This window comes from Nocardia sp. NPDC005978, assembly GCF_040614455.1.
Lineage (GTDB): Bacteria > Actinomycetota > Actinomycetes > Mycobacteriales > Mycobacteriaceae > Nocardia.
Window position 1 is genome coordinate 72,144 of sequence record NZ_JBEXUS010000024.1, and the last position, 21,582, is coordinate 93,725.

At 68.4% G+C, this 21,582-nt stretch carries 19 protein-coding genes; 6 read left to right on the plus strand and 13 right to left on the minus strand.

Annotation, left to right across the window (positions count from 1 at the left end; genetic code table 11):
* Positions 1-21: 21 nt before the first annotated feature.
* From ABZ319_RS13905 to ABZ319_RS13940, 8 genes are all read right to left on the minus strand, one after another.
* Positions 22-2,487 (minus strand): NADH-quinone oxidoreductase subunit G, encoded by a 2,466-nt coding sequence (locus ABZ319_RS13905; protein WP_354986742.1) that lies wholly within the window; start codon positions 2,485-2,487, stop codon positions 22-24.
* Complete coding sequence (nuoF, locus tag ABZ319_RS13910) at positions 2,484-3,800, minus strand: NADH-quinone oxidoreductase subunit NuoF (protein WP_354986743.1); 1,317 nt, start codon at positions 3,798-3,800, stop codon at positions 2,484-2,486. The genes ABZ319_RS13905 and nuoF overlap by 4 nt, the downstream gene beginning before the upstream one ends.
* Positions 3,797-4,486, minus strand: a complete 690-nt coding sequence (gene nuoE / locus ABZ319_RS13915; protein ID WP_354986744.1) for an NADH-quinone oxidoreductase subunit NuoE — start codon at positions 4,484-4,486, stop codon at positions 3,797-3,799. The genes nuoF and nuoE overlap by 4 nt, the downstream gene beginning before the upstream one ends.
* Positions 4,483-5,814, minus strand: a complete 1,332-nt coding sequence (nuoD, locus tag ABZ319_RS13920) for an NADH dehydrogenase (quinone) subunit D (RefSeq protein ID WP_354986745.1) — start codon at positions 5,812-5,814, stop codon at positions 4,483-4,485. The genes nuoE and nuoD overlap by 4 nt, the downstream gene beginning before the upstream one ends.
* Positions 5,814-6,587 (minus strand): NADH-quinone oxidoreductase subunit C, encoded by a 774-nt coding sequence (locus ABZ319_RS13925; RefSeq protein WP_354986746.1) that lies wholly within the window; start codon positions 6,585-6,587, stop codon positions 5,814-5,816. The genes nuoD and ABZ319_RS13925 overlap by 1 nt, the downstream gene beginning before the upstream one ends.
* Positions 6,584-7,138 carry an NADH-quinone oxidoreductase subunit B family protein gene (locus ABZ319_RS13930; RefSeq protein WP_354986747.1) on the minus strand — a complete coding sequence of 185 codons (555 nt, stop codon included), beginning with the start codon at positions 7,136-7,138 and terminating at the stop codon, positions 6,584-6,586. The genes ABZ319_RS13925 and ABZ319_RS13930 overlap by 4 nt, the downstream gene beginning before the upstream one ends.
* A gap of 71 nt (positions 7,139-7,209) precedes the next feature.
* A complete protein-coding gene (locus ABZ319_RS13935) occupies positions 7,210-7,590 on the minus strand; it encodes an NADH-quinone oxidoreductase subunit A (protein WP_354986748.1) in 381 nt (126 codons plus the stop codon).
* A gap of 315 nt (positions 7,591-7,905) precedes the next feature.
* Complete coding sequence (locus tag ABZ319_RS13940) at positions 7,906-8,316, minus strand: hypothetical protein (RefSeq protein WP_354986749.1); 411 nt, start codon at positions 8,314-8,316, stop codon at positions 7,906-7,908.
* A gap of 416 nt (positions 8,317-8,732) precedes the next feature.
* Here ABZ319_RS13940 and ABZ319_RS13945 point away from each other — a divergent pair, with 416 nt between their 5' ends.
* The gene (locus ABZ319_RS13945) at positions 8,733-10,289 is read left to right on the plus strand and encodes an FHA domain-containing protein (protein WP_354986750.1); all 1,557 of its coding nucleotides are present in this window, start codon (positions 8,733-8,735) and stop codon (positions 10,287-10,289) included.
* Between the two features lie 358 nt (positions 10,290-10,647).
* Here the strand turns inward: ABZ319_RS13945 and ABZ319_RS13950 are convergent, their stop codons facing one another.
* On the minus strand, positions 10,648-12,153 hold the full coding sequence (locus tag ABZ319_RS13950; protein ID WP_354986764.1) for a carboxyl transferase domain-containing protein: 1,506 nt from the start codon (positions 12,151-12,153) through the stop codon (positions 10,648-10,650).
* Positions 12,154-12,203: 50 nt separating this feature from the next.
* A complete protein-coding gene (locus ABZ319_RS13955) occupies positions 12,204-12,995 on the minus strand; it encodes a helix-turn-helix transcriptional regulator (RefSeq protein ID WP_354986751.1) in 792 nt (263 codons plus the stop codon).
* Positions 12,996-13,062: 67 nt separating this feature from the next.
* Here ABZ319_RS13955 and ABZ319_RS13960 point away from each other — a divergent pair, with 67 nt between their 5' ends.
* Entirely contained in the window at positions 13,063-13,467 is a 405-nt protein-coding gene (locus tag ABZ319_RS13960) for a DUF3224 domain-containing protein (RefSeq protein ID WP_354986752.1), read from the plus strand.
* Positions 13,468-13,472: 5 nt separating this feature from the next.
* Here ABZ319_RS13960 and ABZ319_RS13965 read toward each other — a convergent pair whose 3' ends face one another.
* Complete coding sequence (locus tag ABZ319_RS13965; protein ID WP_354986753.1) at positions 13,473-14,498, minus strand: oxygenase MpaB family protein; 1,026 nt, start codon at positions 14,496-14,498, stop codon at positions 13,473-13,475.
* Positions 14,499-14,607: 109 nt separating this feature from the next.
* On the opposite strand from ABZ319_RS13965, the gene ABZ319_RS13970 reads away from it, so the two are divergent.
* Positions 14,608-15,255, plus strand: a complete 648-nt coding sequence (locus ABZ319_RS13970; RefSeq protein WP_354986754.1) for a TetR/AcrR family transcriptional regulator — start codon at positions 14,608-14,610, stop codon at positions 15,253-15,255.
* 165 nt (positions 15,256-15,420) lie between these two features.
* Here the strand turns inward: ABZ319_RS13970 and ABZ319_RS13975 are convergent, their stop codons facing one another.
* Both ABZ319_RS13975 and ABZ319_RS13980 read right to left on the minus strand, forming a co-directional pair.
* Positions 15,421-16,317: an SDR family oxidoreductase gene (locus tag ABZ319_RS13975; protein WP_354986755.1), complete on the minus strand. Its 897-nt coding sequence runs from the start codon at positions 16,315-16,317 to the stop codon at positions 15,421-15,423.
* 29 nt (positions 16,318-16,346) lie between these two features.
* The gene (locus ABZ319_RS13980) at positions 16,347-17,846 is read right to left on the minus strand and encodes an MFS transporter (protein WP_354986756.1); all 1,500 of its coding nucleotides are present in this window, start codon (positions 17,844-17,846) and stop codon (positions 16,347-16,349) included.
* 75 nt (positions 17,847-17,921) lie between these two features.
* Between ABZ319_RS13980 and ABZ319_RS13985 the strand changes: the two genes are divergently transcribed.
* The 3 genes from ABZ319_RS13985 to ABZ319_RS13995 all read left to right on the plus strand — a co-directional run bounded on the left by ABZ319_RS13985 (position 17,922) and on the right by ABZ319_RS13995 (position 20,975).
* Entirely contained in the window at positions 17,922-18,830 is a 909-nt protein-coding gene (locus ABZ319_RS13985; protein ID WP_354986757.1) for a LysR family transcriptional regulator, read from the plus strand.
* Positions 18,831-18,961: 131 nt separating this feature from the next.
* Positions 18,962-19,153: a DUF1059 domain-containing protein gene (locus tag ABZ319_RS13990; protein WP_354986758.1), complete on the plus strand. Its 192-nt coding sequence runs from the start codon at positions 18,962-18,964 to the stop codon at positions 19,151-19,153.
* 340 nt (positions 19,154-19,493) lie between these two features.
* Positions 19,494-20,975, plus strand: a complete 1,482-nt coding sequence (locus ABZ319_RS13995) for a DUF222 domain-containing protein (RefSeq protein ID WP_354986759.1) — start codon at positions 19,494-19,496, stop codon at positions 20,973-20,975.
* Positions 20,976-21,582 lie beyond the last annotated feature (607 nt).

Consider the following 21,582-nt stretch of genomic DNA (forward strand, 5'->3'; position numbering starts at 1 on the left):
AACGCCCCGGTCGACACGAGCTCACTCACGGTGGTCCTCCCTTCGGATACGCACCAGGTGACCGGGTGTGGTGCCGAGTTGCACCAGCACGTCGGCGCCGGATGAATTCATGGGCAGCCAGACGACCCGGTCCGGCATCTCGGTGATGACCAGGGGCAGGGTGATGTGGCCGTGATCGTTGTTCACGGTGACCGGATCGCCGGTGGTGGCGCCGATTTCGGCGGCGGTGGCCTGCGACAGCCGCACCACCGGCGGCCGGGCGGTGCCGGCCAGATTCGGTTCGCCGTCCTGCAGGCGGCCGCGGTCGACCAGCATGCGCCAGGACGCCAGCACCGCGGTGCCCGAGGCCGCCAGCGTCGGCGGCTGCGGTGGATCGGCGGGGGTGGCCGGAGCGGGGCCGTCCCAGGCGCCCAGATCGGCCAATTCGGCACGGGCGCTTGCCACATCGGGCAGGCCCAGGCGCACGTTCATCTCCTGGGCGATCGCGTCCAGCACCCGGTGCTCGGGCATCGGCATGGCCTCGCGGCGCACGGTGGCGTCGCGCAGCGCGGCGTCGAATTGGCGGTGCCGGCCCTCCCAGGTGAGGAAGGTGCCCGCCTTCTCCATGGCCGAGGCCACCGGGAACACCACGTCGGCGCGATCGCTGATATCGCTGCGCCGCAGCTCGAGGCTGACCACGAAGCTCGCGGCGTCGATGGCGGTGAGCGCGGCGTGCGGATCGGGCATGTCGCCGACCTCCACGCCGCCGATGAGCAGAGCGCCCAGCGTCGGCGCGGACGCCAGGATGGCGGCGGTGTCCCGGCCCGGTTCCGTCGGCAGGTTCTGCACGCCCCAGGCGTCGCGAACCTGCTGGCGCGCAACGGGATCGGCCACCGGCCGGCCGCCTGGCAGCACGACGGGCAGTGCGCCCGCCTCGAGCGCGCCGCGTTCGCCGGCCCGGCGGGGAATCCAGGCCAGGGTGGCCCCGGTCTCGTCGGCCAGGCGGGCCGCGGCGGACAGGCCGCCGGGGATGCCGCCGAGCCGCTCACCGACCAGGATCAGCGCGCCCTCCGCGCGCAACAGGGTCCCGATGTGGTGCAGCAGGCCCGGCGCGACCTTGTAGGTGTCCGACGTGCCGGTCCGAATCGCTTCCAGCAGATGCGATTCCGCGCCCGGCGCGGCCGGGAGCAGGGTGCCGGACATGCGTTGCAGACCGCGCGTGAGATACGGCGCGATGGAAATGATCTCGGTGCGGAACTTGCGCGCCGCCTTGCGCAGGCGCAGGTACACCATCGGCGATTCCTCTTCGGCCTCGAACCCGGCCATGAGCACGATCGGGGCGCGCTCGAGCGCCGCGTAATCGACCGTGATGCCCTGTCCCGCAATGCGGGCCGCGAGGAAGTCGGCCTCCTCCGCGGAGTGTTCCCGGGCGCGGAAGTCGATATCGTTGGTGTTCAGGCCGACGCGGGCGAACTTGGAGTAGGCGTAGGCGTCCTCGAGGGTGACGCGCCCGCCCACCAGCACACCGGCGTTGCCGCGGGCCGCGGCCAGTCCGCGCGCGGCGTGCGCGATCGCCTCGGACCACGACGCGGGCTGCAGCGTGCCGTCCCAGGTGCGCACCAGCGGGGTGGTGAGCCGGTCCGGCTCGGTGGCGTACTGGAAGGCGAATCGGCCCTTGTCGCAGTTCCATTCCTCGTTGACCTGCGGATCGTCACCGGCCAGGCGGCGCATGACCTTGCCGCGCCGGTGATCGGTGCGCTGGGCGCAACCCGAGGCGCAGTGCTCGCACACCGCCGGGCTGGACACCAGATCGAAGGGCCGGGCCCGGAACCGGTAGGTGCTGCCGGTCAGCGCGCCGACCGGGCAGATCTGCACGGTGTTGCCGGAGAAATAGGAGTCCATCGGCTCCCCGGCGGCGATGCCCACCTGTTGCAGCGCACCGCGATCCATGAGCTCGATGAACGGGTCGCCGGCCACCTGCTGGGAGAACCGCGTGCAGCGCGCGCACAGCACGCAGCGCTCACGGTCCAGCAGGATGGCCGAGGACAGCGGAATCGGCTTGGGATAGGTGCGTTTGACCCCGTCGAACCGGGATTCGGCGCGTCCGGTGGACATGGCCTGGTTCTGCAGCGGGCATTCGCCGCCCTTGTCGCACACCGGGCAGTCCAGGGGGTGATTGATGAGCAGCAGCTCCATCACGCCCTCCTGCGCCTTGGCGGCCACGGGGGAGGAGACCTGGGTGTGGATCACCATGCCCTCGGCCACGGTCTGGGTGCAGGAGGCCACCGGCTTGCGCTGGCCCTCCACGTCGACCAGGCACTGGCGGCAGGCGCCGACCGGGTCGAGCAGCGGATGGTCGCAGAAACGCGGAATCTGCACGCCGATGAGTTCGGCGGCGCGGATCACCAGCGTGCCCGCGGGCACGGAAACCACTGTGCCGTCGATGGTTACGCTCACCATGTCGGTGGGTGTCACACCGCTGGCGCTGGTGTTGGCTATCGCGGTCATTCCACTCCTTCAGCCCAGACGGTGGTCTTGGCCGGGTCCAGAGGGCAGGCGCCGAGGCGGATGTGTTCGGCGTACTCGTCGCGGAAGTACTTCAGGGAGGAGAAGATCGGGCTGGCGGCGCCGTCCCCGAGGGCGCAGAAGGACTTGCCGTTGATGTTGTCGGCGATGTCCATGAGCTTGTCGAGGTCGGTCTCGTGGCCCTGCCCGTTCTCGAGCCGTTGCAGCAGCTGAACCAGCCAGTACGTGCCCTCGCGACAGGGGGTGCACTTGCCGCAGGACTCGTGGGCGTAGAACTCGGTCCAGCGCAGCACCGCCCGCACCACGCAGGTGGTCTCGTCGAAGATCTGCAGGGCCTTGGTGCCGAGCATGGAGCCCGCGGCCATCACGCCCTCGTAGTCGAGGGGGACGTCGAGGTGCTCCTCGGTGAACAGCGGGGTCGAGGAGCCGCCGGGGGTCCAGAACTTCAGCGTGTGCCCGGCGCGAACGCCGCCGGCGTGAACCAGCAACTGCCGCAGCGTGATTCCCAGGGGAGCTTCGTACTGCCCGGGTTGTGTCACGTGACCCGAGAGCGAATACAGCGTGAAGCCGGGGGATTTCTCGCTGCCGAACGACCGGAACCAATCCACGCCGTTGGCGATGATGGCCGGGACCGAGGCGATGGATTCCACGTTGTTGACCACGGTCGGACAGGCATACAGGCCCGCGACCGCGGGGAACGGGGGCCGCAGCCGCGGCTGACCGCGGCGGCCCTCGAGCGAATCCAGCAGCGCGGTCTCCTCACCGCAGATGTAGGCGCCCGCCCCGGCGTGCACCACGACCTCCAGGTCGTAGCCCGAACCCTGGATGTTGCGGCCCAGATAACCCGCGGCGTAAGCCTGTTCGACCGCGGCCTGCAACCGGCGCAGCACCGGCACCACTTCACCGCGCACGTAGATGAACGCGTGCGAGGCCCGGATGGCGTAGGAGGCGATGACGACACCCTCGACCAGGGTGTGCGGGGTCGCCAGCATGAGCGGAATGTCCTTGCAGGTACCCGGTTCCGACTCGTCGGCGTTGACCACCAGGTAGTGCGGTTTGGTGACGCCGTCCGGACCGGGGCCCTGCGGGATGAAGCCCCACTTCATGCCGGTGGGGAAGCCCGCGCCGCCGCGACCGCGCAGACCGGAGTCCTTGACGGTGGCGATGACCTCGTCGGGCTGCATGCGCAGCGCCTTGGGCAGGGCTCGGTAGCCGCCCTGCGTGCGGTAGGCGTCCAGATCCCAGGAGTCGGGCTCGGCCCAGTGCTTGGAGAGAACGGGGGTCAGCGTCGTCACTTGGTACCTCCCTGTTCCTTCTCGGCGGCGTGCAGTCCGGCCAGGGTGGCCGGGCCCGCGACGCCGTCGGTCGCGCCGGGGCGGGTGTCGGGATAGCCGGCCAGGATGCGCGCGGTCTCGCGGAAGGTGCACAGCGGAATGCCGCTGCGCGAGGCCGTCACCTGGTCGCCCTTACGCAGCGAATCCACCAGTGCCCGAGCCGATTCGGGAGTCTGATTGTCGAAGAACTCCCAATTGACCATGATCACCGGCGCGAAGTCGCAGGCGGCGTTGCACTCGATGTGCTCGAGGGTGACCGCGCCGTCGGGCGTGGTCTCCCCGTGCTTGATGCCCAGGTGCTGTTTCAGGTCGGCGAGGATCTCGTCGCCGCCCATGACCGCGCACAGCGTGTTGGTGCACACGCCGACGTGGTAGTCACCGGTGCGCGTGCGCCGGTACATGGAGTAGAAGGTGGCGACCGCGGTCACCTCGGCGTCGGTCAATCCCAGCTGCTCGGCACAGAATTCGATGCCGGTGCCCGAGACGTACCCCTCCACCGACTGCACCAGGTGCAGCAGCGGCAGCAACGCGGAGCGCGACTGCGGGTACCGGGCGATGATCTCCCGGGCGTCGACCTCGAGCCGGTCGTGCACCGGCTGCGGATACGGGATCGGCCGTGCGGTCAGGTTGAGCAGGATCTCTGTCATCGGTCAACGCCACCCATCACCGGATCGATACTGGCCACCGCGGCGATGACGTCGGCGACCATGCCGCCCTCGCACATCGCCGCCACCGCTTGCAGATTCGTGAACGAGGGATCGCGGAAGTGGACCCGGTAGGGGCGGGTGCCGCCGTCGCTCACCATGTGCACGCCCAGCTCGCCGCGTGGGGATTCCACCGCCGTGTACACCTGGCCCGGCGGCACGCGCAGGCCCTCGGTCACCAGCTTGAAGTGGTGGATCAGCGACTCCATGGACTCGCCCATGATCTTGGAGATGTGCTTGGGCGAATTGCCGAGGCCGTCGGGACCCAGTTCCAGGTCCGCGGGCCAGGCTATCTTCTTGTCCGAGACCATGATCGGACCCGGGCGCAGCTTGTCCAGGCACTGCTCGACGATCTTGAGCGACTCGCGCATCTCGTTCACGCGAATGAGGTAGCGGCCGTAGCAGTCGCAGCCCGTGTCGACCATGACGTCGAATTCGTAGTTCTCGTAGCCGCAGTACGGCTGGGCCTTGCGCAGATCGTGCGGCAGTCCGGTCGAGCGCAGCACCGGGCCGGTGATGCCCAGGGCCATGCAGCCGGTCAGATCCAGGTAGCCGACGTTGCGGGTGCGGGCCTTCCAGATCGGGTTCTCGTTGAGCAGCAGTTCGAGATCGCGCAGGCGCTTGGGCAGCAGCTCCAGCAGCTCACGGACCTTCTGCACGCCGTCCTCGGGCAGGTCCTGGGAGACGCCGCCGGGCCGGATGTAGGCGTGATTCATGCGCAGGCCGGTGATGTTCTCGAACACGTCCAGGATCAGTTCACGCTCGCGGAACCCGAACAGCATGGGCGTGAGCGCGCCCAGCTCCATGCCGCCGGTGGCCAGGGCCACCAGGTGCGAGGAGATGCGGTTGAGTTCCATGAGCATGACGCGAATGACGCTGGCGCGCTCGGGCACATCGTCGGTGATGCCCAGCAGTTTCTCGACGCCGAGGCAGTACGCCGTCTCGTTGAAGAAGGGGGACAGGTAGTCCATGCGGGTCACGAAGGTGACGCCCTGCACCCAGCTCCGGTACTCGAGGTTCTTCTCGATTCCGGTGTGCAGGTAGCCGATTCCGCACCGGGCCTCGGTGACAGTCTCGCCCTCGATCTCCAGAATGAGCCGTAGCACCCCGTGTGTGGAGGGGTGCTGCGGTCCCATGTTCACGACGATGCGTTCTTCGGCCGCTCCATCGAGGGATTGGCGGATCTCGTCCCAGTCGTTGCCCACCAGCGTGATCGAGCGTTCGGGCCGATCCGCGGTGTCCGGCCGGGACTGAATGTCGGTGTCGTTCATTAGCTGTACGTCCTCCGCTCGTCGGGCGGCGGGATACGCGCACCCTTGTACTCGACCGGGATCCCGCCGAGCGGGTAGTCCTTGCGCTGGGGGTGTCCGCGCCAGTCGTCGGGCATCGAGATACGGGTCAGCGAGGGATGACCGTCGAAGAGGATGCCGAAGAAGTCATAGGTCTCGCGCTCGTGCCAGTCCGTGGTGGGATACACCGAGTAGAGCGAGGGCAGGTGCGGATCGGCGTCCGGAATCGAGATCTCCAGGCGCACACGGCGATTGTGCGTGATGGAGTTCAGGTGATACACCGCGTGCAACTCCCGGCCCGTCTCCTCCGGGAAGTGCGCGCCGTTCACGCCCAGGCACAGTTCGAACCGCAGCGCCGCGTCGTTGCGCAGGGTCAGCGCGACCACCGGCAGGTGCTCACGCCGCACGTGCAGGGTCAACTCGCCCCGGAACACCACGATCTTCTCGATGGCGTCCTCGAACCGCGACGCGGTGCCCTCGAGCGCGCGGCGCAGCGCCGCGACCAGGTCGTCGAAGTAGCCGCCGTACGGGGGCGCGCTACCGCCGGGCAGCGCGACCGTGCGCACCAGCCGGCCGTAGCCTGAGGTGTCGCCGGTGCCGGACACACCGAACATGCCCTGCCGCACACCGATCACCTCGTCGGGCGGGGCCTGCGCGGGTTCGGTTGCGGGGGAGTCGGATTCGCTCGCACCCTGCGCCTTGATCGCGCTTTCCTCCGGCGGGCTCTCGGTATTCGACGTCGAATCGAAGGTCATCGCAGCAGCCCCTTCATCTGAATGGTGGTGGGGCTGCCGAGGGCGGCGGCTTCCGCGGCGCGGATCGCTTCCTCGCGATTGACGCCGAGCGGGGATTCCTGAATCTTCTCGTGCAGCTTCAGGATCGCGTTCAACAGCATCTCCGGGCGCGGCGGGCAGCCGGGCAGGTAGATGTCCACCGGCACGACGTGATCCACGCCCTGCACGACGGCATAGTTGTTGAACATGCCGCCCGAGGATGCGCACACACCCATGGCCAGCACCCATTTCGGTTCGGTCATCTGGTCGTAGACCTGACGCAGGACCGGGGCCATCTTCTGACTCACCCGGCCCGCGACGATCATGAGATCGGCCTGGCGCGGGGACGCGCGAAACGCCTCCATGCCGAAGCGGGCGATATCGAATCGCCCGCCGCCGGTGGCCATCATTTCGATCGCGCAGCATGCCAGGCCGAACGTCGCCGGCCAGAGCGAACTCTTGCGCAGATAGCCGGCCATATCTTCCACCGTGCTCAGCAGAAAACCGCTGGGCAGTTTTTCCTCGAGACCCATGTCGGACTACATCTCCTGGATCGGAACCACCCCGCGTGCGCGGGGTGTAGTTGGAATCCCCCTGACGCCGCTCAATCCCAGCTGAGCCCGCCTCGCCTCCACTCGTAGGCGTACGCCACCGAGACGTTGAAGATGAACAGCGCCATCGCGGCCAGCCCGAACAGCCCGAGCGAGTCGAAGTGGACCGCCCACGGGTAGAGGAACACGATTTCGATGTCGAAGATGATGAACAGCATCGCGGTGAGGTAGTACTTCACCGGGAAGCGTTGCCCCCCTGTGTTTCCCGGCCCGCCACCGATCGCGTGCGGGGTCGCTTCGATACCGCATTCGTAGGGTTCGAGCTTGGCGCGGTTGTAGCGCTTGGGCCCGACGAGCGAAGCCAAGAGAACGGAGAACACTGCGAACGCGGCGGCTACCGCACCGAGCACGAGCGTCGGCACTTCGATATTCACAACAGAACTACCCCTCCTGCGGACTGGACGCGTGTGGACGGCAGCTGCCGAGGCGGGCGGACAGCATCGGCGGCCGTGCCAGTCGCATCGGGGCGCCGCTCGTCGACGGCACGGACTTCGGGGACTGACGCGGCTGCTTTGATACCGACGCCCGCGCTCATGTGAGCTACGGCACAGCCTACAACTCACACGAGAACATACATGACGTTTCGCGACCGCTTTTGATCGCATTCGGAACGGTCTTTCATGACCGATTCGACGGAATCGCGGACGTCACGTGACAGAGATATCCCCTGGTGACGGGGAGATGGAAGACTAAGCCGCAGGGCGGCTGCGGATTACCCCGAGCACGGCGTCGGTGAGACGGATGGGGTCGATGGGGTGTGAGACCGCGGCGTCCGCGCGCGACCAATTGGCAAGCCAGGCATCATCGGGACGCCCGGTCAGCACGAGAATCGGCGGGCAATCCGCGATTTCGTCCTTGAGCTGTTTGGCCAGCCCGAGACCACCGGTCGGGGCAGCCTCGCCATCGAGGATGAGCAGATCATGCTCGTGCGCATCCAGGCGCTCGATCACGATCGGACCCGTCGCCACCTCGAGATACTCGAGCGGTGGAAGGTCTGGATACGGCCTTCTACCCAGGGCCAGCATGACCTGGCTCCTGGTGTCGGCATCACTGCTGTAGACGAGAACCCGCAGTACGGCGGGGCGTTTCGCATCAGCCACGCACCGGATGGTACGTGCCGGACCGGTGCTCTCGTGGCAGCTTCGCGCGAACGCGCGTGCGCGTCGGCGGATCGCCTGTCGCACAATGTGTTGCCGGGCGTCGATGCGTGAGTCGTGACCGGTAGCATCCGCCGAATGCGGGGAGCTGTCACCGGCAGGTCGGTCGAAACCGACGTGTGGACCGATGAACCGGCGGGGGAGTGCACGGTCGGCGTAGTGTGGAATGCGCTGTATCACCCGCTTCGGCAATCCCGATGGGAGAAGGACCGGCCCACAGTGTTCGGGCCGGTGACCATCGTGAACGAGGGTCTTCGCATGTGGCTGCCGGTGGACGGTTCGAGACCGATGCCTTCATCGCGGCCGCTGCCGCCGCGAGTCGAGCTGCCGCGCCGTCGTTTTCGCGGAGGCTCGATCCGGTGAAGGGACGGGTGGAAGTGGTGCCCGGTGGGCACCTGGTCGCGTGTATCGACGGGGTGATCATCGTGGTCGCGCACCGCGCGGACGAACCGGTGACCGCCGACTCGGAGGCGGTGACGGTGCTGGACACCCTGGCCGAACTCGTCCAGGAGGCGGCTTCGCGGGAAACCCGGCGCACCGGAAGAACTTTCGCGCGGCTGGTCTCGAAGTGGCTGATGGGTCGCGCGGACGAGGATCGAGTCGAGTTCGGCGTGCTGACACCGGGAACCCGAGGCTTGTCGGTGTTCCTGCACGGCGGGGTGACGGCGATCCTGGAGGACGCCGATCACTTCGAGGTGCTGCACGGACGGGATGCGGGTTTCACCATCGACCGGGTCGTGACCCCGGCCCCCGCGCACGCGGCGGCGGTCTTCGTGGACGGGGACTCGCCCCGCACCGAACTCCCCGAACCGGGGATCTGGTCACTGTCCTCGGGACTCATGCCCGGTGACGGCGCGATGCTGTGGCTCGGTGCGCGCGCGGAGGTGGCGGCGCAGCGCGGCGCCGGCGCTCGAGAACTGCGCCCGCGCACACTGCCCTCGGCGGCGGCTCACCGGGATTCGGGGGACGAAGCCGCACCGCACATCGGCGACGGCACACCCCTCGCCGACCACGACAGTGCGGAGTCCATGCGGCGCGGCGACCGGGCACAGCGCGGATACGACGTCGAGCACGGTGCAGGGCCGGCCGACCCGGGATCCGGACGCGGCGCCGACGGGATCGACAGCGGTGCCGAGCAGGGTGATGCCGGTTCCCCACCAACCGGAGTTGTTCACGGCGAGAAGGGAGCCGAACCGAATCGCTCGTCGACACTCGGTCCCGGCGCAGCGACCGGGCACACCGGCGACCTTCCCGCCGAGGCGGACGCGGGGCATGAGCGCCGCGGGCCGGGCCGCGTGAACACACCTGGCCACGACGGACCCCCGAGTGCGGGCAGCGACCGCCCGGTGGGGTCGGGCCACGACGGCACCCGCACCCCGCACAGTGGCGATCCGTACAACTCGGGCGGTATCCCAGCGCGCGGCATCACGCCGCCGCGGGCGCAGCCGATCGTGCGCGGTTACCTGTGCGCCCGCAGACATCTCAACGACCCACGCGCACACCTGTGTTCACAGTGCGGCGCCCGCCTCGATCAGCCCACCCGCGTCCTCGGCGAAGGCATCCGCCCGCCCCTGGGCCTCCTGCTACTGGACAACGGCACCTTCTACATCCTGGACTCCGATCTGGTGATCGGCCGCGAACCCGAACGCTCGGACCAGGTCCGCCGCGGCGCCCAGCCGGTCCGCATCCCCGACGCGTCCGCGGGCATGTCCCGCGTACACGCCGAAATCCGGTTGGTCGAATGGGATGTGGTCGTCGTCGACCGCGGCTCGGCGAACGGCACCCACATCCAGCAACCCGGCCGCCAGGACTGGCTCCGCGCGATGCCGGGCCACCCGACGCCGATTCAACATGGCGCGCGAGTGACGTTGGGAGGCCGGGTGTTCACCTATGACTCCCAGCGTCGACAGCGGTAGCGTGGGTGGACCGAGTGGGGGGCACTCGGGCAGGCATATTCGTGCACTATCGGCACTGACATGGCGGTTCACCACCATGTCGGAGTGGGCAGTGCACGATTCGTCGCACACTCTCCCGGCAGCCGACGGGAATCGAGGCACAGGGACGACGAGTGGTGCCGCGGCGCCCGGCCCAACTGCGCCGGTCAGCGCGTAGGACCACGACCGCCCGGTACCACGGCGGTGCGCTGCCGCTCCGAGAGCCCGTGCAGGATCGCGCGCATATGACTGTGGGCGCACAGGTGCACGGCCACTCGGATCTTCGCCGAGACACTCGAAGAGAGCCGAGACCGCTCGAGTGCGAACAGGTTCCGAGTTCTCAGTATTCGGACACTGCCGCACGCAAGGTCGCGGCGACCACCTGGCGGGTCTCGGCGGGGTCGATGACGTCGTCGATCTCGAAGACGCGGGCTGCGTTCAGGGCCTTGACGTTGTCGCGGTAGGCGGCCGTGGCCTGGGCCACCACCGGTTCTCGGTCGGCCTCGGGCAGTTGGGCGAGCTGTTTTGCCAGGGCCAGGCGGACCGCGCCCTCGATGCCCATCGGCGCCAGGTGCGCGGTCGGCCAGGCCACGGTCAGCAGCGGGCGGTGGGTGCTGCCGCCGAGCATCGCCTGGGCTCCGAGGCCGTAGCCGCGGCGCAGGACAACGCCGACCAGCGGGACCGTCAGGCGCGCGCCGGCGGTGACCAGGCGGGAGGCGTGCCGGACCAGGCCGGTGCGTTCGGCGTCGGGGCCGACCATGAAACCCGGTGTGTCGACCAGGGATACGACGGGCAGCCGCCAGCGTTCGCAGAGTTCGAGGAAATCGGCGGCCTTCACCGAGGCATCCGCGGTGAGCGCGCCCGCGTGGGTCACGGACTGATTGGCGATGACGCCCACCGGGATGCCGTCGATCCGAGCCAGCGCGGTGACCAGTTCGCCCGCCCAGCCCGCGCGCAACCAGGTGACGCTGTCGGCGTCGGCCAGCGATTCCACCAGCGGGCACACGTCGAAGGCGGTGCGATCGTGCTCGGGCAGCGCCTCGCGCAGCAGCAGCGGGTCCTGCGCCGATTGCCCGGCGGGACCAGGCTTTTCGAGATAGGACAGCAGCCGCCGCACCATCTCGACGGCTTCGGCCTCGTCCGCGACGACGATGTCCAGGACACCGTTCGCGAACTGGTCCGACACCGGGCCGATCTCCTCGGGCGCGTAATCACCGAGGCCCCCACCGGAGATCATCGCCGGACCCGCCATGCCCAGATTCGCGTCCGGTGTCGCGATCCGCAGATCGGCGCACCCCGCGAGCACCGCGTTCCCGGCGAAACACCGGCCGGAGACCACCGCGATCCGTGGCGTGTCCAGCGCACCCCACAGCGCGAACGACCCGACATCCAGGGCCGAGACCACCGGGTAATCGGTGTCGTTGGGCCGGCCGCCACCACCCTCGGTGAAGAACACCGCGGGCAGCGACATCCGCTGCGCCACTTCGATCAACCGGTCGGACTTGTGATGCCCACGCATGCCCTGCGTTCCGGCCATCACCATGTAGTCGTAGGACAGCACCGCGCAGGAGCGCCCGTCGATGCTCGCGGTGCCGCCGATCAGACCGTCGGCGGGAGTCTGCAGCACCAGGTCCGCGAGCTCGCGACCGCGCTCCTGCGCGGCGGTGGCGAAACGCCCGTACTCGACGAAACTGCCCGCGTCGACCAGATCGTGGACGTTCTCGCGCGCGGTGCGCCGTCCGGCCGCATGCCTGCGCTCGACGGCCTCGGGTCGCGCCGCGTCGGTGGTGAGCTGGCGCCGGGCCAGCACCTCGGACAATCCCGTCGCCGGACTCGCGGTCTCCATGGTCATGATCACGAACGTACTGGAGTCCGGTGCGGCGCAGGTACGGATCGTCAGCGGCCGTAGTCGGCGGGGGAGCGACCGACGGCGGCCTTGAAGTCGCGGGTGAAGTGCGCCTGATCGGCGTAGCCGAGTTCGGCCGCCAGGGTCGCGAGTTCGATCTCGCGCGCGTCCAGGCGCTGGGCGGCCTCGTGCAGGCGGTAACGCTGGATCACCCACTTCGGGCCGACGCCGACGTGTTCGCGAAACAGCTTCTGCAGCACGCGTTTTCCCAGGCCGTGCCGGTCCACGAGATCGTCCACGCGCAGGCATTCGCGGTCGTTCATGATCTCGTCGACCAGGCTGTTCACCAGGTCGAGCGCGGGGGTGGGGGCGGTGAGATGGTCGCGGACGAACGTTTCGGCGATCACCCGGCGTTCGTCGATGTCGCCGGTGCTCGCGATTCGCGCGGCCAGGCGCTCGGCGGCCGGGCCGAAAACGTCCGTACCGGGAACGACCCGGTCGGTCAGACCGGACACCGGACGGTGCAGAAGCGGCCGGAACCCGGCCGGGCGGAACGTGGTTCCGAAGATGTCCCCGGCCTCGGTCAGTGCGTGGCTGAACCGCCCGCGCAGCACGCCGTGCACCCGGCACTTCCCGCTCTCCACCACCAGGACCACCGCCGGACCGGGCAGTGTCTCGACCTCGTAGGGCGCGCTGCCGCGCAGGTCCCAGCGCACCGCCCAGTGATGCGCCACGATGCCGGCGAGGTCGCCCGCCGCCGGTATCAGCGCCTCGCGATACACCCCGGCGCCGGCGCGGGGATCGAGCAGCCCGCGCGGTGGCGTGTCAACGGTCGGATCCATACCCGCCATTGTCGCGCGTTCGCGTTTGTTCAAGACCACCTTCGGCCCTCGGCCATACCGTCGAGCCATGAGTGAAACGACCACCGCCACCGGCGCCATCGAATCGAAATCCTGGGAACAGACCGAGTACGCGCCCGTCCCCGGCGCTCCCGCCCTCGCCACCGCCAAGGGCTACGACCGCTATCGCGGCGACCTCGACGGCGACGCCGACTGGCAGGGCCTGATGTTCGCCGGCCCCGACGGGTCAGGCACCTTCCACAGCCTCCAGCGCACCCGCGGCACCCTGGGCGGGCGCACCGGCAGTTTCGTCCTGGAGCTGAACGGGACGTTCGCGGCCACCGGCGAATCGCGCGCCGACTGGCGCATCGTCCCCGGGTCGGGAACCGGGGATCTCGCCGGTATCACCGGAACCGGCGGCTACGAATCAGGCGGATCGTCGGCCACCTACACCCTGATCTATCGGCTGCCCTAGGCGATTCAGTGTCGCTTCGACGGGCGGTCGGGCGCGATGTCGCCGTGCGTTTTCGCGTCCTTCACCCCGTCGCGATAGCGGGCCAGGGATTCCGCCGAGTAGTGCCGCTTCCAGCTGGTGTTGCCGTAGCGCAGGCGCAGCCTGAGATAGGTTCCCGCCCACTGCCCGGTCACCCGCGCGGGCAGCGCGTTCCAGACCGCGCGGTGGGCGCGGATGCTGAGTTGTTGTGCGCGTGAGGCTTTCATCCCCACCAGCTCCTGCACCTCCGGATCCATGACGATGAAGGTGCTGGTGCGCAGGAGATTCAGGGCCGGCCACATCAGGGTGTTCCATACCGGTCCGGGCAGCCAGGGCGCCACGCCGGGCAGGATGGGGGAGTAGACCTGGGACATGATGAACCGCCCCGCGCCGGTGTCGAGCGCGACCGGTTTCCAGTGTTCACGCCAGTACCGGAGGAATTCGGCGTAGTCCTCGGGTAGACCCTTGACGCCGATGAGGTCACCGAGCTGCAGCCAGCCGACATACGCGTCCTGGAGAAATCCGGGGGCGAGCGGACCGCGTAGTTCTTCGTAGGAATCCATGACGGGCTTGAGAATTCCCGCCCATGTCCAGGACCACAGCTCCCGATTCCAGGCGTGATACGGGGTGCCGTCGTCGAGGGTGCCTTCGATGTGTCGGTGCAGTTCCCAGATCGCGTGTCCGATGGCCGCGCGTTCCTCGTCGTCGGCGAAGGCCAATCCGATGACCAGGTCGAGGCTGTCGATCAGGCGGACGAGCAGATCCTCCATGCGGACGGAATCGCGGTTGGCGATCTTCGCGACGCGGTCGTGGTCGTCGACGCCCTTCCCGCCCGCCTCGCTCAGCACCACGTAGACGAACGCGGGGACGATGGCGTAGACGGCGCTGCCGTCGCTGAGCATCTTGTGTAGCGCCGATCCGGGGCGGGTGCGGTCGCCGTAGGCGGCCAGGCGGATATTCGACCTGGTAGAGGACTTACGGGGAGAGCTCACGTGAGCTGACTGAATAGTCATTCCGCAATGGTAGACACGCCGAGGCGGATCCGACAAGAGCTGACTGACCATTCAGTCCTACGCTGACTGAATGGTCACTCCTGCACCCGGCTCTCCTAGAATGGCCACCATGACCGCCGCGAAATCACGCTCGAGCGCCAACGGCGCGGGCAGCGCCGACGACGACCTGACCAACCGGCGGCGCAAGGAGATAACCCTGGGGGCCTGCGCGGTCTTCGACGAGCGCGGCTACGCCAACACCCGCATCGCCGACATCTCCGCGCACCTCGGTATCGGGCAGGGCACGATCTACCGGTACTTCACCGGCAAGGAAGACCTGATGGACAGCATCATCGGCTACGGGATCCGGCGCATGCTGGCGGCGATGCGGGAAGATCCTGCCGTGCGCGCGGACTCGGCCGGGTCCGCCGCCCAGTTCCGCGAGCAGATCACCGCCGTGGCACATCGTCTGCTGGACATGGCGGCCACCGAACAGATCCTGGTCCGGGTCCTGCTGTCGCAGGCGCCGGCGGCCCGGCCCGAGGCCATCGACGAGCTCACCGACCAGCTCTCCGCCACGACGGCGTCGTATCTGGCCGAGGGGGTCCAAAACGGTTACCTGCGTGCGGAATTGGACACCTCCATGATCGCCGACGCGATGTCGGGGATCGCCGTACCCGCGATGCGGCGGGTGTTGCGCGGGCAACTCGACGCCGACGGGCGGGCGGCGACCGCGCGGACGATCGGTGAGCTGATCACGGTGGGGATCAACGCATAACGCGACTGCCGGGCAGGGTCCGAGGCGAGGGCCGACCGGTGCCGGGGCGATCCCGAGGTGGTAGTCGGCGCGGTTGCCGGAAAGCTCGGTGCGACCGGTGAACTCGCGGGATTCACCGGTCGCACCCGGGCTGTGGATCAAGCTTGCCTGGACGGCGCGTCCTCGTCAGGCGTGGTCGTACGCCCCGGCGCGAATGTCCTCGAGCAGGGTGGGACCGGACGGACTCCAGGCGAGCAGGCGGCGGGTGTCCGCGTTGGCGGCGGACATGGTCAGGCCGAAGAAGCGGCCGACGAAACCGAAGTGCTCGGCGGCGTCGCCGGGAGCGATCGAGGTGACCGGCAGGGCGAGGGTGGTTCCGATCGCCTGCGCGATGTCATGGGTGGTGACGGACTCCTCGGCGACGACATGCAGTATCGAACCGGCGGGAGCACCCTCGAGACCGAGCCGGACCACGCGCGCCGCGTCGGTGCGATGGATCGCCGCCCAGGCCGAAGTGCCCGCGCCGAGATAGGCGGAGACGCCGTGCCGGCGTGCTGCCGCAACGAGATTCGCCACGAACCCGGTGTCGCCGGCGCCGTGCACCGAGGGGGCGAATCGGGCCGCGATGACGCGGACGCCCTTCGCCGCGTACTCCAGGGCGAGGTTCTCCGAGCCGCCGCGCGGCGAATCCGGTCCGACCGCAGGCGAGGGGTCGGCTTCGGTGGCGGGTCTGCCCTGCACCAGGCCGGACAGGACCGAGGCGAACAGGAACGGGCGATCACTGCCGGCCAGGGCGCCCGCGATCGCCTCCACCGCCGCCCGTTCGGAGCGGATGGTTTCGGCGGGGTTGGACCAGTCGTGCTTGTTGCCCAGGTGGACAACGGCTTCGGCGGCGTCGGCCGCGGCCCGGAGACCGTCCAGGTCATCGAGATCGCCGCGGCGGACGAGCGCGCCCTGCCGCCGGAGAGCGGTCGCGGCGGCATCCGAGCGAGCCAGGCCCGTGACCACGTGACCGGTGTCGAGTAGTTCGTCGACGACCGCGGAGCCGATCCAGCCGGTGGCTCCGGTGACGAATACATGCATGGGGTTTTCCTTCGGGGTGATGGGGTTGGTCAACGACGGGATGCGCGGCGGGACAGCAGTGACTGAAGCGCCACGAGCGCGCCGAGTACCAGGACCGCGATCCCGACGAACCTGAATCCGGCGTCGGCGCCCGAAACGAACGCCACGACAACCTCGTTCGCTCGATCGGGTGCGCCGGCCAGTGCCTGGGCGACGGTGTGCGGGTCACCGGTGGCGCGGATGTCCGCGGGCAGGGCGTTCACGAACCGCGCGGTGAGCACGGTGCCGATCACCGCGACGCCGAGGGCGCTGCCGAACTCGCGGGTGGTGGCCTGCAATCCGGCGCCGACTCCGGCCAGCGCCTGTGGAAGCGATCCGGATATCGCGGCGGACAGGGTCGGAAGTGCCAGTGTCACACCGATTCCGGTGACGACCAGCCATCCGGCGTACGCAAGGTAGGGGGTGTTCGTGCCGCTGGTCGAGAGCCCCAGCAGACCGCCGCCGACGAACGCGAAGGCCAGCGCAACCGTGGCGTCCACGCCGATGCGGCGGGTCAGCCGCTCGACATGCCGGGCTCCGAGGATCACCGGGACGGTCAGCGGAATGATGCCGAGGCCGGTCCGCAGCACCCCGAATCCCTTGGCGTACTGCAGGAACGAGGCGTTCACGTAGAACAGCGCGAACATGCCGAAGAAGACGGTGGTCATTCCCAGGCAAGCGCTGCGCAGGGCGGGAAGCCGGAACAGACGGGGATCGAGCAGGGGGTGTTCGACCCGGAGCTCGACGATCGTCCACACCGCGAGCAACACCGCGGCACCGGCGAACCCGGCGACGACCAGCGGGCTACCCCACCCCGACACCGGCCCCTCCACGATGCCGACCAGCAGCGCCACGGACGCGGCCACGAGCAGTACCGTGCCGATCGGGTCCAAGCGGCGGTCGTGGCGGGCCGACACCGGCGCGATCCGGGCCACCAGGGCGGCAAGCAGCAGGGTCAGGGGCACGATGGCGAGGAAGAGCCAGCGCCACGAACCGCCCGTCAACACCGCGCCGCCACCCACATTGCCGAGCACCCCGCCGATACCGGTCATGGAGGCCCAGGTCGCGATGGTCGCGCCCTTGCGCTCGGGCGGGACCGCGTGCAGCAGCACGGCGAGGGTATTGGGCAGCACCGCCGCGGCGCCCGCCCCGGTGATGGCGCGGCCCACGAGCAGCACCGCCACGTTCGGGGCGAGCGCCGACAACAGCGCCCCCGCCGCGAACAACCCCAGGCCGGCGAGCAATACGCCCTTACGGCCGAAGCGGTCACCGGCCGCGCCGCCGGGAATCACCAGGCAGGCGAAGAAGATCACGTAGGTGTCCACGATCCACACCAGAGCGGAGGCGGAGGGGTGCAGCGGGCTCGCCGCCAGCATCGGGACGGCCAGGTTGATGGCGGCGACCATGCCGACGACGAGCACCACGCAGGCGCACATCACCGCCAGCAGACCGCGCTGCCCGACCGGCGTCGGTGCGGTCGCGCTATCGCGAGAGAGCAGGTTGAGTTGCATGCATAGCACGCTATTGAGCTGCGATATGTCCACGCGACGCAACTTTGACAATCACTGATTGCGTACGATGCAACCATGCCCCAGCAGCTCGACCTGAACCTGCTCCGGGTGTTCGACGCCCTGTTGCAGGAGGGCAGCGTCACCGCGGCCGCCGACCAGTTGAACCTCTCGATTCCGGCGACAAGTCGAGCCCTCGGCCGACTGCGCCGCGCGATGGGCGATCCGATCCTGGTGCGCGCCGGGCGCGGCATGGCCCCCACCCCGTTCGCCCTGCGCACCGCGCCGCGAGTTCGCTCGCTGCTCGAGGAGGCGTCGGCCCTGATCAGCGCCGACCGCGAGATAGATCTGTCAACCCTGAAGCGCACCTTCGCGATTCGCATCAACGACGGTGTGGCCGCGACCCTGGTGACGGCGGCGGTGGAAGCGACCGCCGCGCTCGCGCCGGGCGTGGTCCTGCGCTTCGTCCCCGAAGGCAACGAGAGCGCCGAGGCCCTCCGCGACGGTTCCGTGGACCTGGACATCGGCGCCGGTGCGAGTACGGCCCCCGACATCCACACCACCGTTCTCTACCGCGAGAACATCGTCGGCATAGTGCGAGCCGACAGCGCGCTGGGCCGCCACCGCCGCCCGACCCTCGCCCAGATCTGCAAGCACCCCCACGTGTCCGCCTCCCGCCGCGGCCGGGCTCACGGACCCCTCGACACGGCCCTGGCCGCCGAAGGTCTCCAACGCCATGTGGCCGCCGTAGTTCCCACCTCCGCCCTTGCGGCACTTCTGGTTTCGTCGACTTCCTACGTGGGCCTGGTCCCGCAACGGCTCGCCGAGCAATACGAACGCACCCTCTCCCTCCGCTGGTTCCCGATCCCCGCCGCTCTCCCCGAAATAGACATCTGCCTCACGTGGCACGCCCGCCTCGACGCCGATCCCGCCCAACGCTGGCTCCGCGAAACCCTCCGCGCCGCCGTCGCGACTCCGGGCACGTAGGTCCCGGCCGCTCTCCAAGCACGGGCTTCGCCTGGGCGAGCAACCCCCGTTACCTGCACGGTTCTTCCCGCCACGCATCAACGGGTCTACCGTGAAAGACAGCAGTTGATCTCTCTCAGGAGGTGGGTCCCATGCCCAGAAAAGTAGCCGACTGCCGTCGCTTCCCCAGCGATTCGAATTGCACCCTGACCATCTCCGGCGAGGAGGACGAGGTCCTCACCGCCGCTACCGCCCACGCGGTCTCGGTGCATCAGCACGAAGACACTCCCGAGCTGCGCGAACAGGTTCGCGGGATGCTCGAGGACGAGGCGGCGGTGGTTTGAGGATTAACCGTCACTGATCAGCCTGCGCGGGTCTGTTCGTAGTCCGCGCCCGCAACCGCAGGGCTCGAAGGTCCGCGGTATGGGGCTCGTGCGGCGGCGGGTGCCGGGATATGGGCCGCCGATTGGCAATCGAGAAGTTGTATTCGTGCGGCGCTGCCTGCGATCGGCCAAGGGGAGTGCGTGATGTGGTGTTCGAATTCCCGCCCTTCTGGATTCTAGGATTTTCACGGATAGGGCATGTGGAGATCGAGAGCTTCTGAACAGCTTGCGAGTCTGAATATTGTTGTATCACAATGCAATTGGGCTATGTCGACTCGCTATTGAGGAGTAGAATAGGGGTATGAATTCGGGAGGGGAATCCAGCATCGCGCACCATGTTGAAGGACATGGTGTCGCGGTGGAGGGTCTGCTCGAATCGCCGTTGTTTTCCTCATCCGATGACCAGGTCATCGCGATGATGCACAAGCTCGAAGCGGACTACCGCAAACTCGAAGCGGTGAAACAACGCTTCGCCCTCGAATGCGCGGCACGAGGACTGCCCGCGCAGGCCGGGATCAAGAGCCCGATCGTGTTCCTGCAACAAACGCTGCGGATCTCGCATTTCGAAGCTGCCGCTCGGGTACGGAACGCGGACCGGCTCTCCACGGTGTCCGAAGGCAGTTTCCAGCGGCCGCCCGTGTTTCCCCACATTGCTGCCGCCCAGCGCGCGGGAGAGATCTCCGCCGAGCACGTGCAAGCGATCGTGAAAGTCCTGGACCGGATTCCTGCCGCCGCGGAACCGAAGCTCAAGGAACTCGCCGAACGCTCCCTGACCGACTTCGCGCGCACCGGCGACCCCAAAGGCGTGACCCAACTCGGTGTCCGGGTCCTGGCATACACCGACCCCGACGGGGTGTTGACCGCGGACAACGACCGCCAGCGGATGCGCGGGATCTGCATCGGCCGACAGCGTGCGGATGGGATGTTCCCGATCTCGGGTTTGCTGACCCCGGAGTTGGGTGCGGTGTTCCTGCCCATGTTCGCCAAGTTCGCCCGCCCCGGCATGTGCAACCCCGATGATCCCGAGAGCCCGCACACCACAGCCGAACTCGGGATCGACACCGAGTCCGAAGCCGATGACAGTGACGCCGACGCTGCGACCGTCGCTGCTCGGAACGTGTTGCGGGCTGCTGCCAAGCGTGATCACCGCTCCGAGGCCCAGCGCAATCACGATGCGCTGCTGCGGTTCCTGCACCCCGATATGGGACCCACCAAGCTCGGCTTTCACCGGGGGCTGCCGGTCTCGACCGTGGTCACGATGCGCTTGGCCGACCTGGAGCAGCGGACCGGGCTGGCTACCACGAATACCGGGGGCACGCTCTCGATCACCGAAGCGATCAAGTTGGCTGCGCGTTCGACCCCGTACCTGGTGATCGTGGATGCCAACGGCCGCCCACTGCACCTCTCCCGTGGTCAACGCCTGGCAACGGTAGAGCAGCGCCTGGCACTCACCGCCGTCGAGCGGGGCTGCACCCGCCCGGGATGCGACGCCCCAGCCACCCGCTCGGCCGTGCACCACATCAAAGAGTGGGCTGATGGCGGTGAAACGGACATCGAGAATCTGACTTTCGCGTGCGATGCCTGCCACGCACAAGTCAATTCCGGCCCGAACGGCTGGAAAACGATCGTCATGCCCGATGATTCGGAGCATCCGGGCAAAACCGGGTGGATACCACCACCGCACATCGACCCCGCTCGCAGACCACGCGTGAATTTCAGTCATCACCCGCGTGTGCCGAGTCCTTCGGGTATCCCGGGTATTCCGGCGCGGCGACTCTGCTAGAGCACTGCCTCCAGCCGGAGCAAAGCCCACAACTCAAGAGCGGCATCGGTGTTCACTCCAGTGGCCGACGTAGCCGAGACCCACACGCACCCTTCGCGTTCCAGCGGGGTTCGGGAGAACAAGCAAGAACAACGAGGCAGTGCTGGTCACTTCGCCTGCCGTACCCGACTTCGGCTCCCCAGCTGGGAGCGCTTTCACCCTTCCAGCGTGGCTGGATGGCCGTGGGAACCTTCTCGAGATCTACAGACACAAGATCCGTCATCGCTTGAATGCCGGTACTGCCTCGGGTGGTGATTGTGTTGAGCGGTAGTCGATTCGAGGGTCGCTTGTACCCCCGCCGGTGGTGGATCCCGTTTGTCGGCCCGGGAGGGCTGGTACCGCCGTCGAGGCTCCCAACCGGTCCCCGCTGCTACTCCGTTATCCAGGCTGCTCTTCCTGCGGGAGGGCTGGAACCGTAGTCGAGGCTCTCAACCGGACTCCGCTGCTACTCCGTTATCCAGGCTGCTTTGCCTCGGGAGGGCTGGAACCGCAGCCCGACTCTCCCAACCGCACTCCGCTGGTTCTCGTTATCCAGGCTGCTCTCCCTGCGGGGGCTGGGACCGCAGCG

Bases quoted from the DNA above. Each gene is read 5' to 3' on its own strand.
- ABZ319_RS13905 (WP_354986742.1), bottom strand. From the start codon at position 2,487: ATGACCGCGATAGCCAACACCAGCGCCAGCGGTGTGACACCCACCGAC.
- nuoE (WP_354986744.1), bottom strand. From the start codon at position 4,486: ATGACAGAGATCCTGCTCAACCTGACCGCACGGCCGATCCCGTATCCG.
- nuoD (WP_354986745.1), bottom strand. From the start codon at position 5,814: ATGAACGACACCGACATTCAGTCCCGGCCGGACACCGCGGATCGGCCC.
- ABZ319_RS13925 (WP_354986746.1), bottom strand. From the start codon at position 6,587: ATGACCTTCGATTCGACGTCGAATACCGAGAGCCCGCCGGAGGAAAGC.
- ABZ319_RS13930 (WP_354986747.1), bottom strand. From the start codon at position 7,138: ATGGGTCTCGAGGAAAAACTGCCCAGCGGTTTTCTGCTGAGCACGGTG.
- ABZ319_RS13950 (WP_354986764.1), bottom strand. From the start codon at position 12,153: ATGGAGACCGCGAGTCCGGCGACGGGATTGTCCGAGGTGCTGGCCCGG.
- ABZ319_RS13955 (WP_354986751.1), bottom strand. From the start codon at position 12,995: ATGGATCCGACCGTTGACACGCCACCGCGCGGGCTGCTCGATCCCCGC.
- ABZ319_RS13960 (WP_354986752.1), top strand. From the start codon at position 13,063: ATGAGTGAAACGACCACCGCCACCGGCGCCATCGAATCGAAATCCTGG.
- ABZ319_RS13965 (WP_354986753.1), bottom strand. From the start codon at position 14,498: ATGACTATTCAGTCAGCTCACGTGAGCTCTCCCCGTAAGTCCTCTACC.
- ABZ319_RS13970 (WP_354986754.1), top strand. From the start codon at position 14,608: ATGACCGCCGCGAAATCACGCTCGAGCGCCAACGGCGCGGGCAGCGCC.
- ABZ319_RS13975 (WP_354986755.1), bottom strand. From the start codon at position 16,317: ATGCATGTATTCGTCACCGGAGCCACCGGCTGGATCGGCTCCGCGGTC.
- ABZ319_RS13980 (WP_354986756.1), bottom strand. From the start codon at position 17,846: ATGCAACTCAACCTGCTCTCTCGCGATAGCGCGACCGCACCGACGCCG.
- ABZ319_RS13985 (WP_354986757.1), top strand. From the start codon at position 17,922: ATGCCCCAGCAGCTCGACCTGAACCTGCTCCGGGTGTTCGACGCCCTG.
- ABZ319_RS13990 (WP_354986758.1), top strand. From the start codon at position 18,962: ATGCCCAGAAAAGTAGCCGACTGCCGTCGCTTCCCCAGCGATTCGAAT.
- ABZ319_RS13995 (WP_354986759.1), top strand. From the start codon at position 19,494: ATGAATTCGGGAGGGGAATCCAGCATCGCGCACCATGTTGAAGGACAT.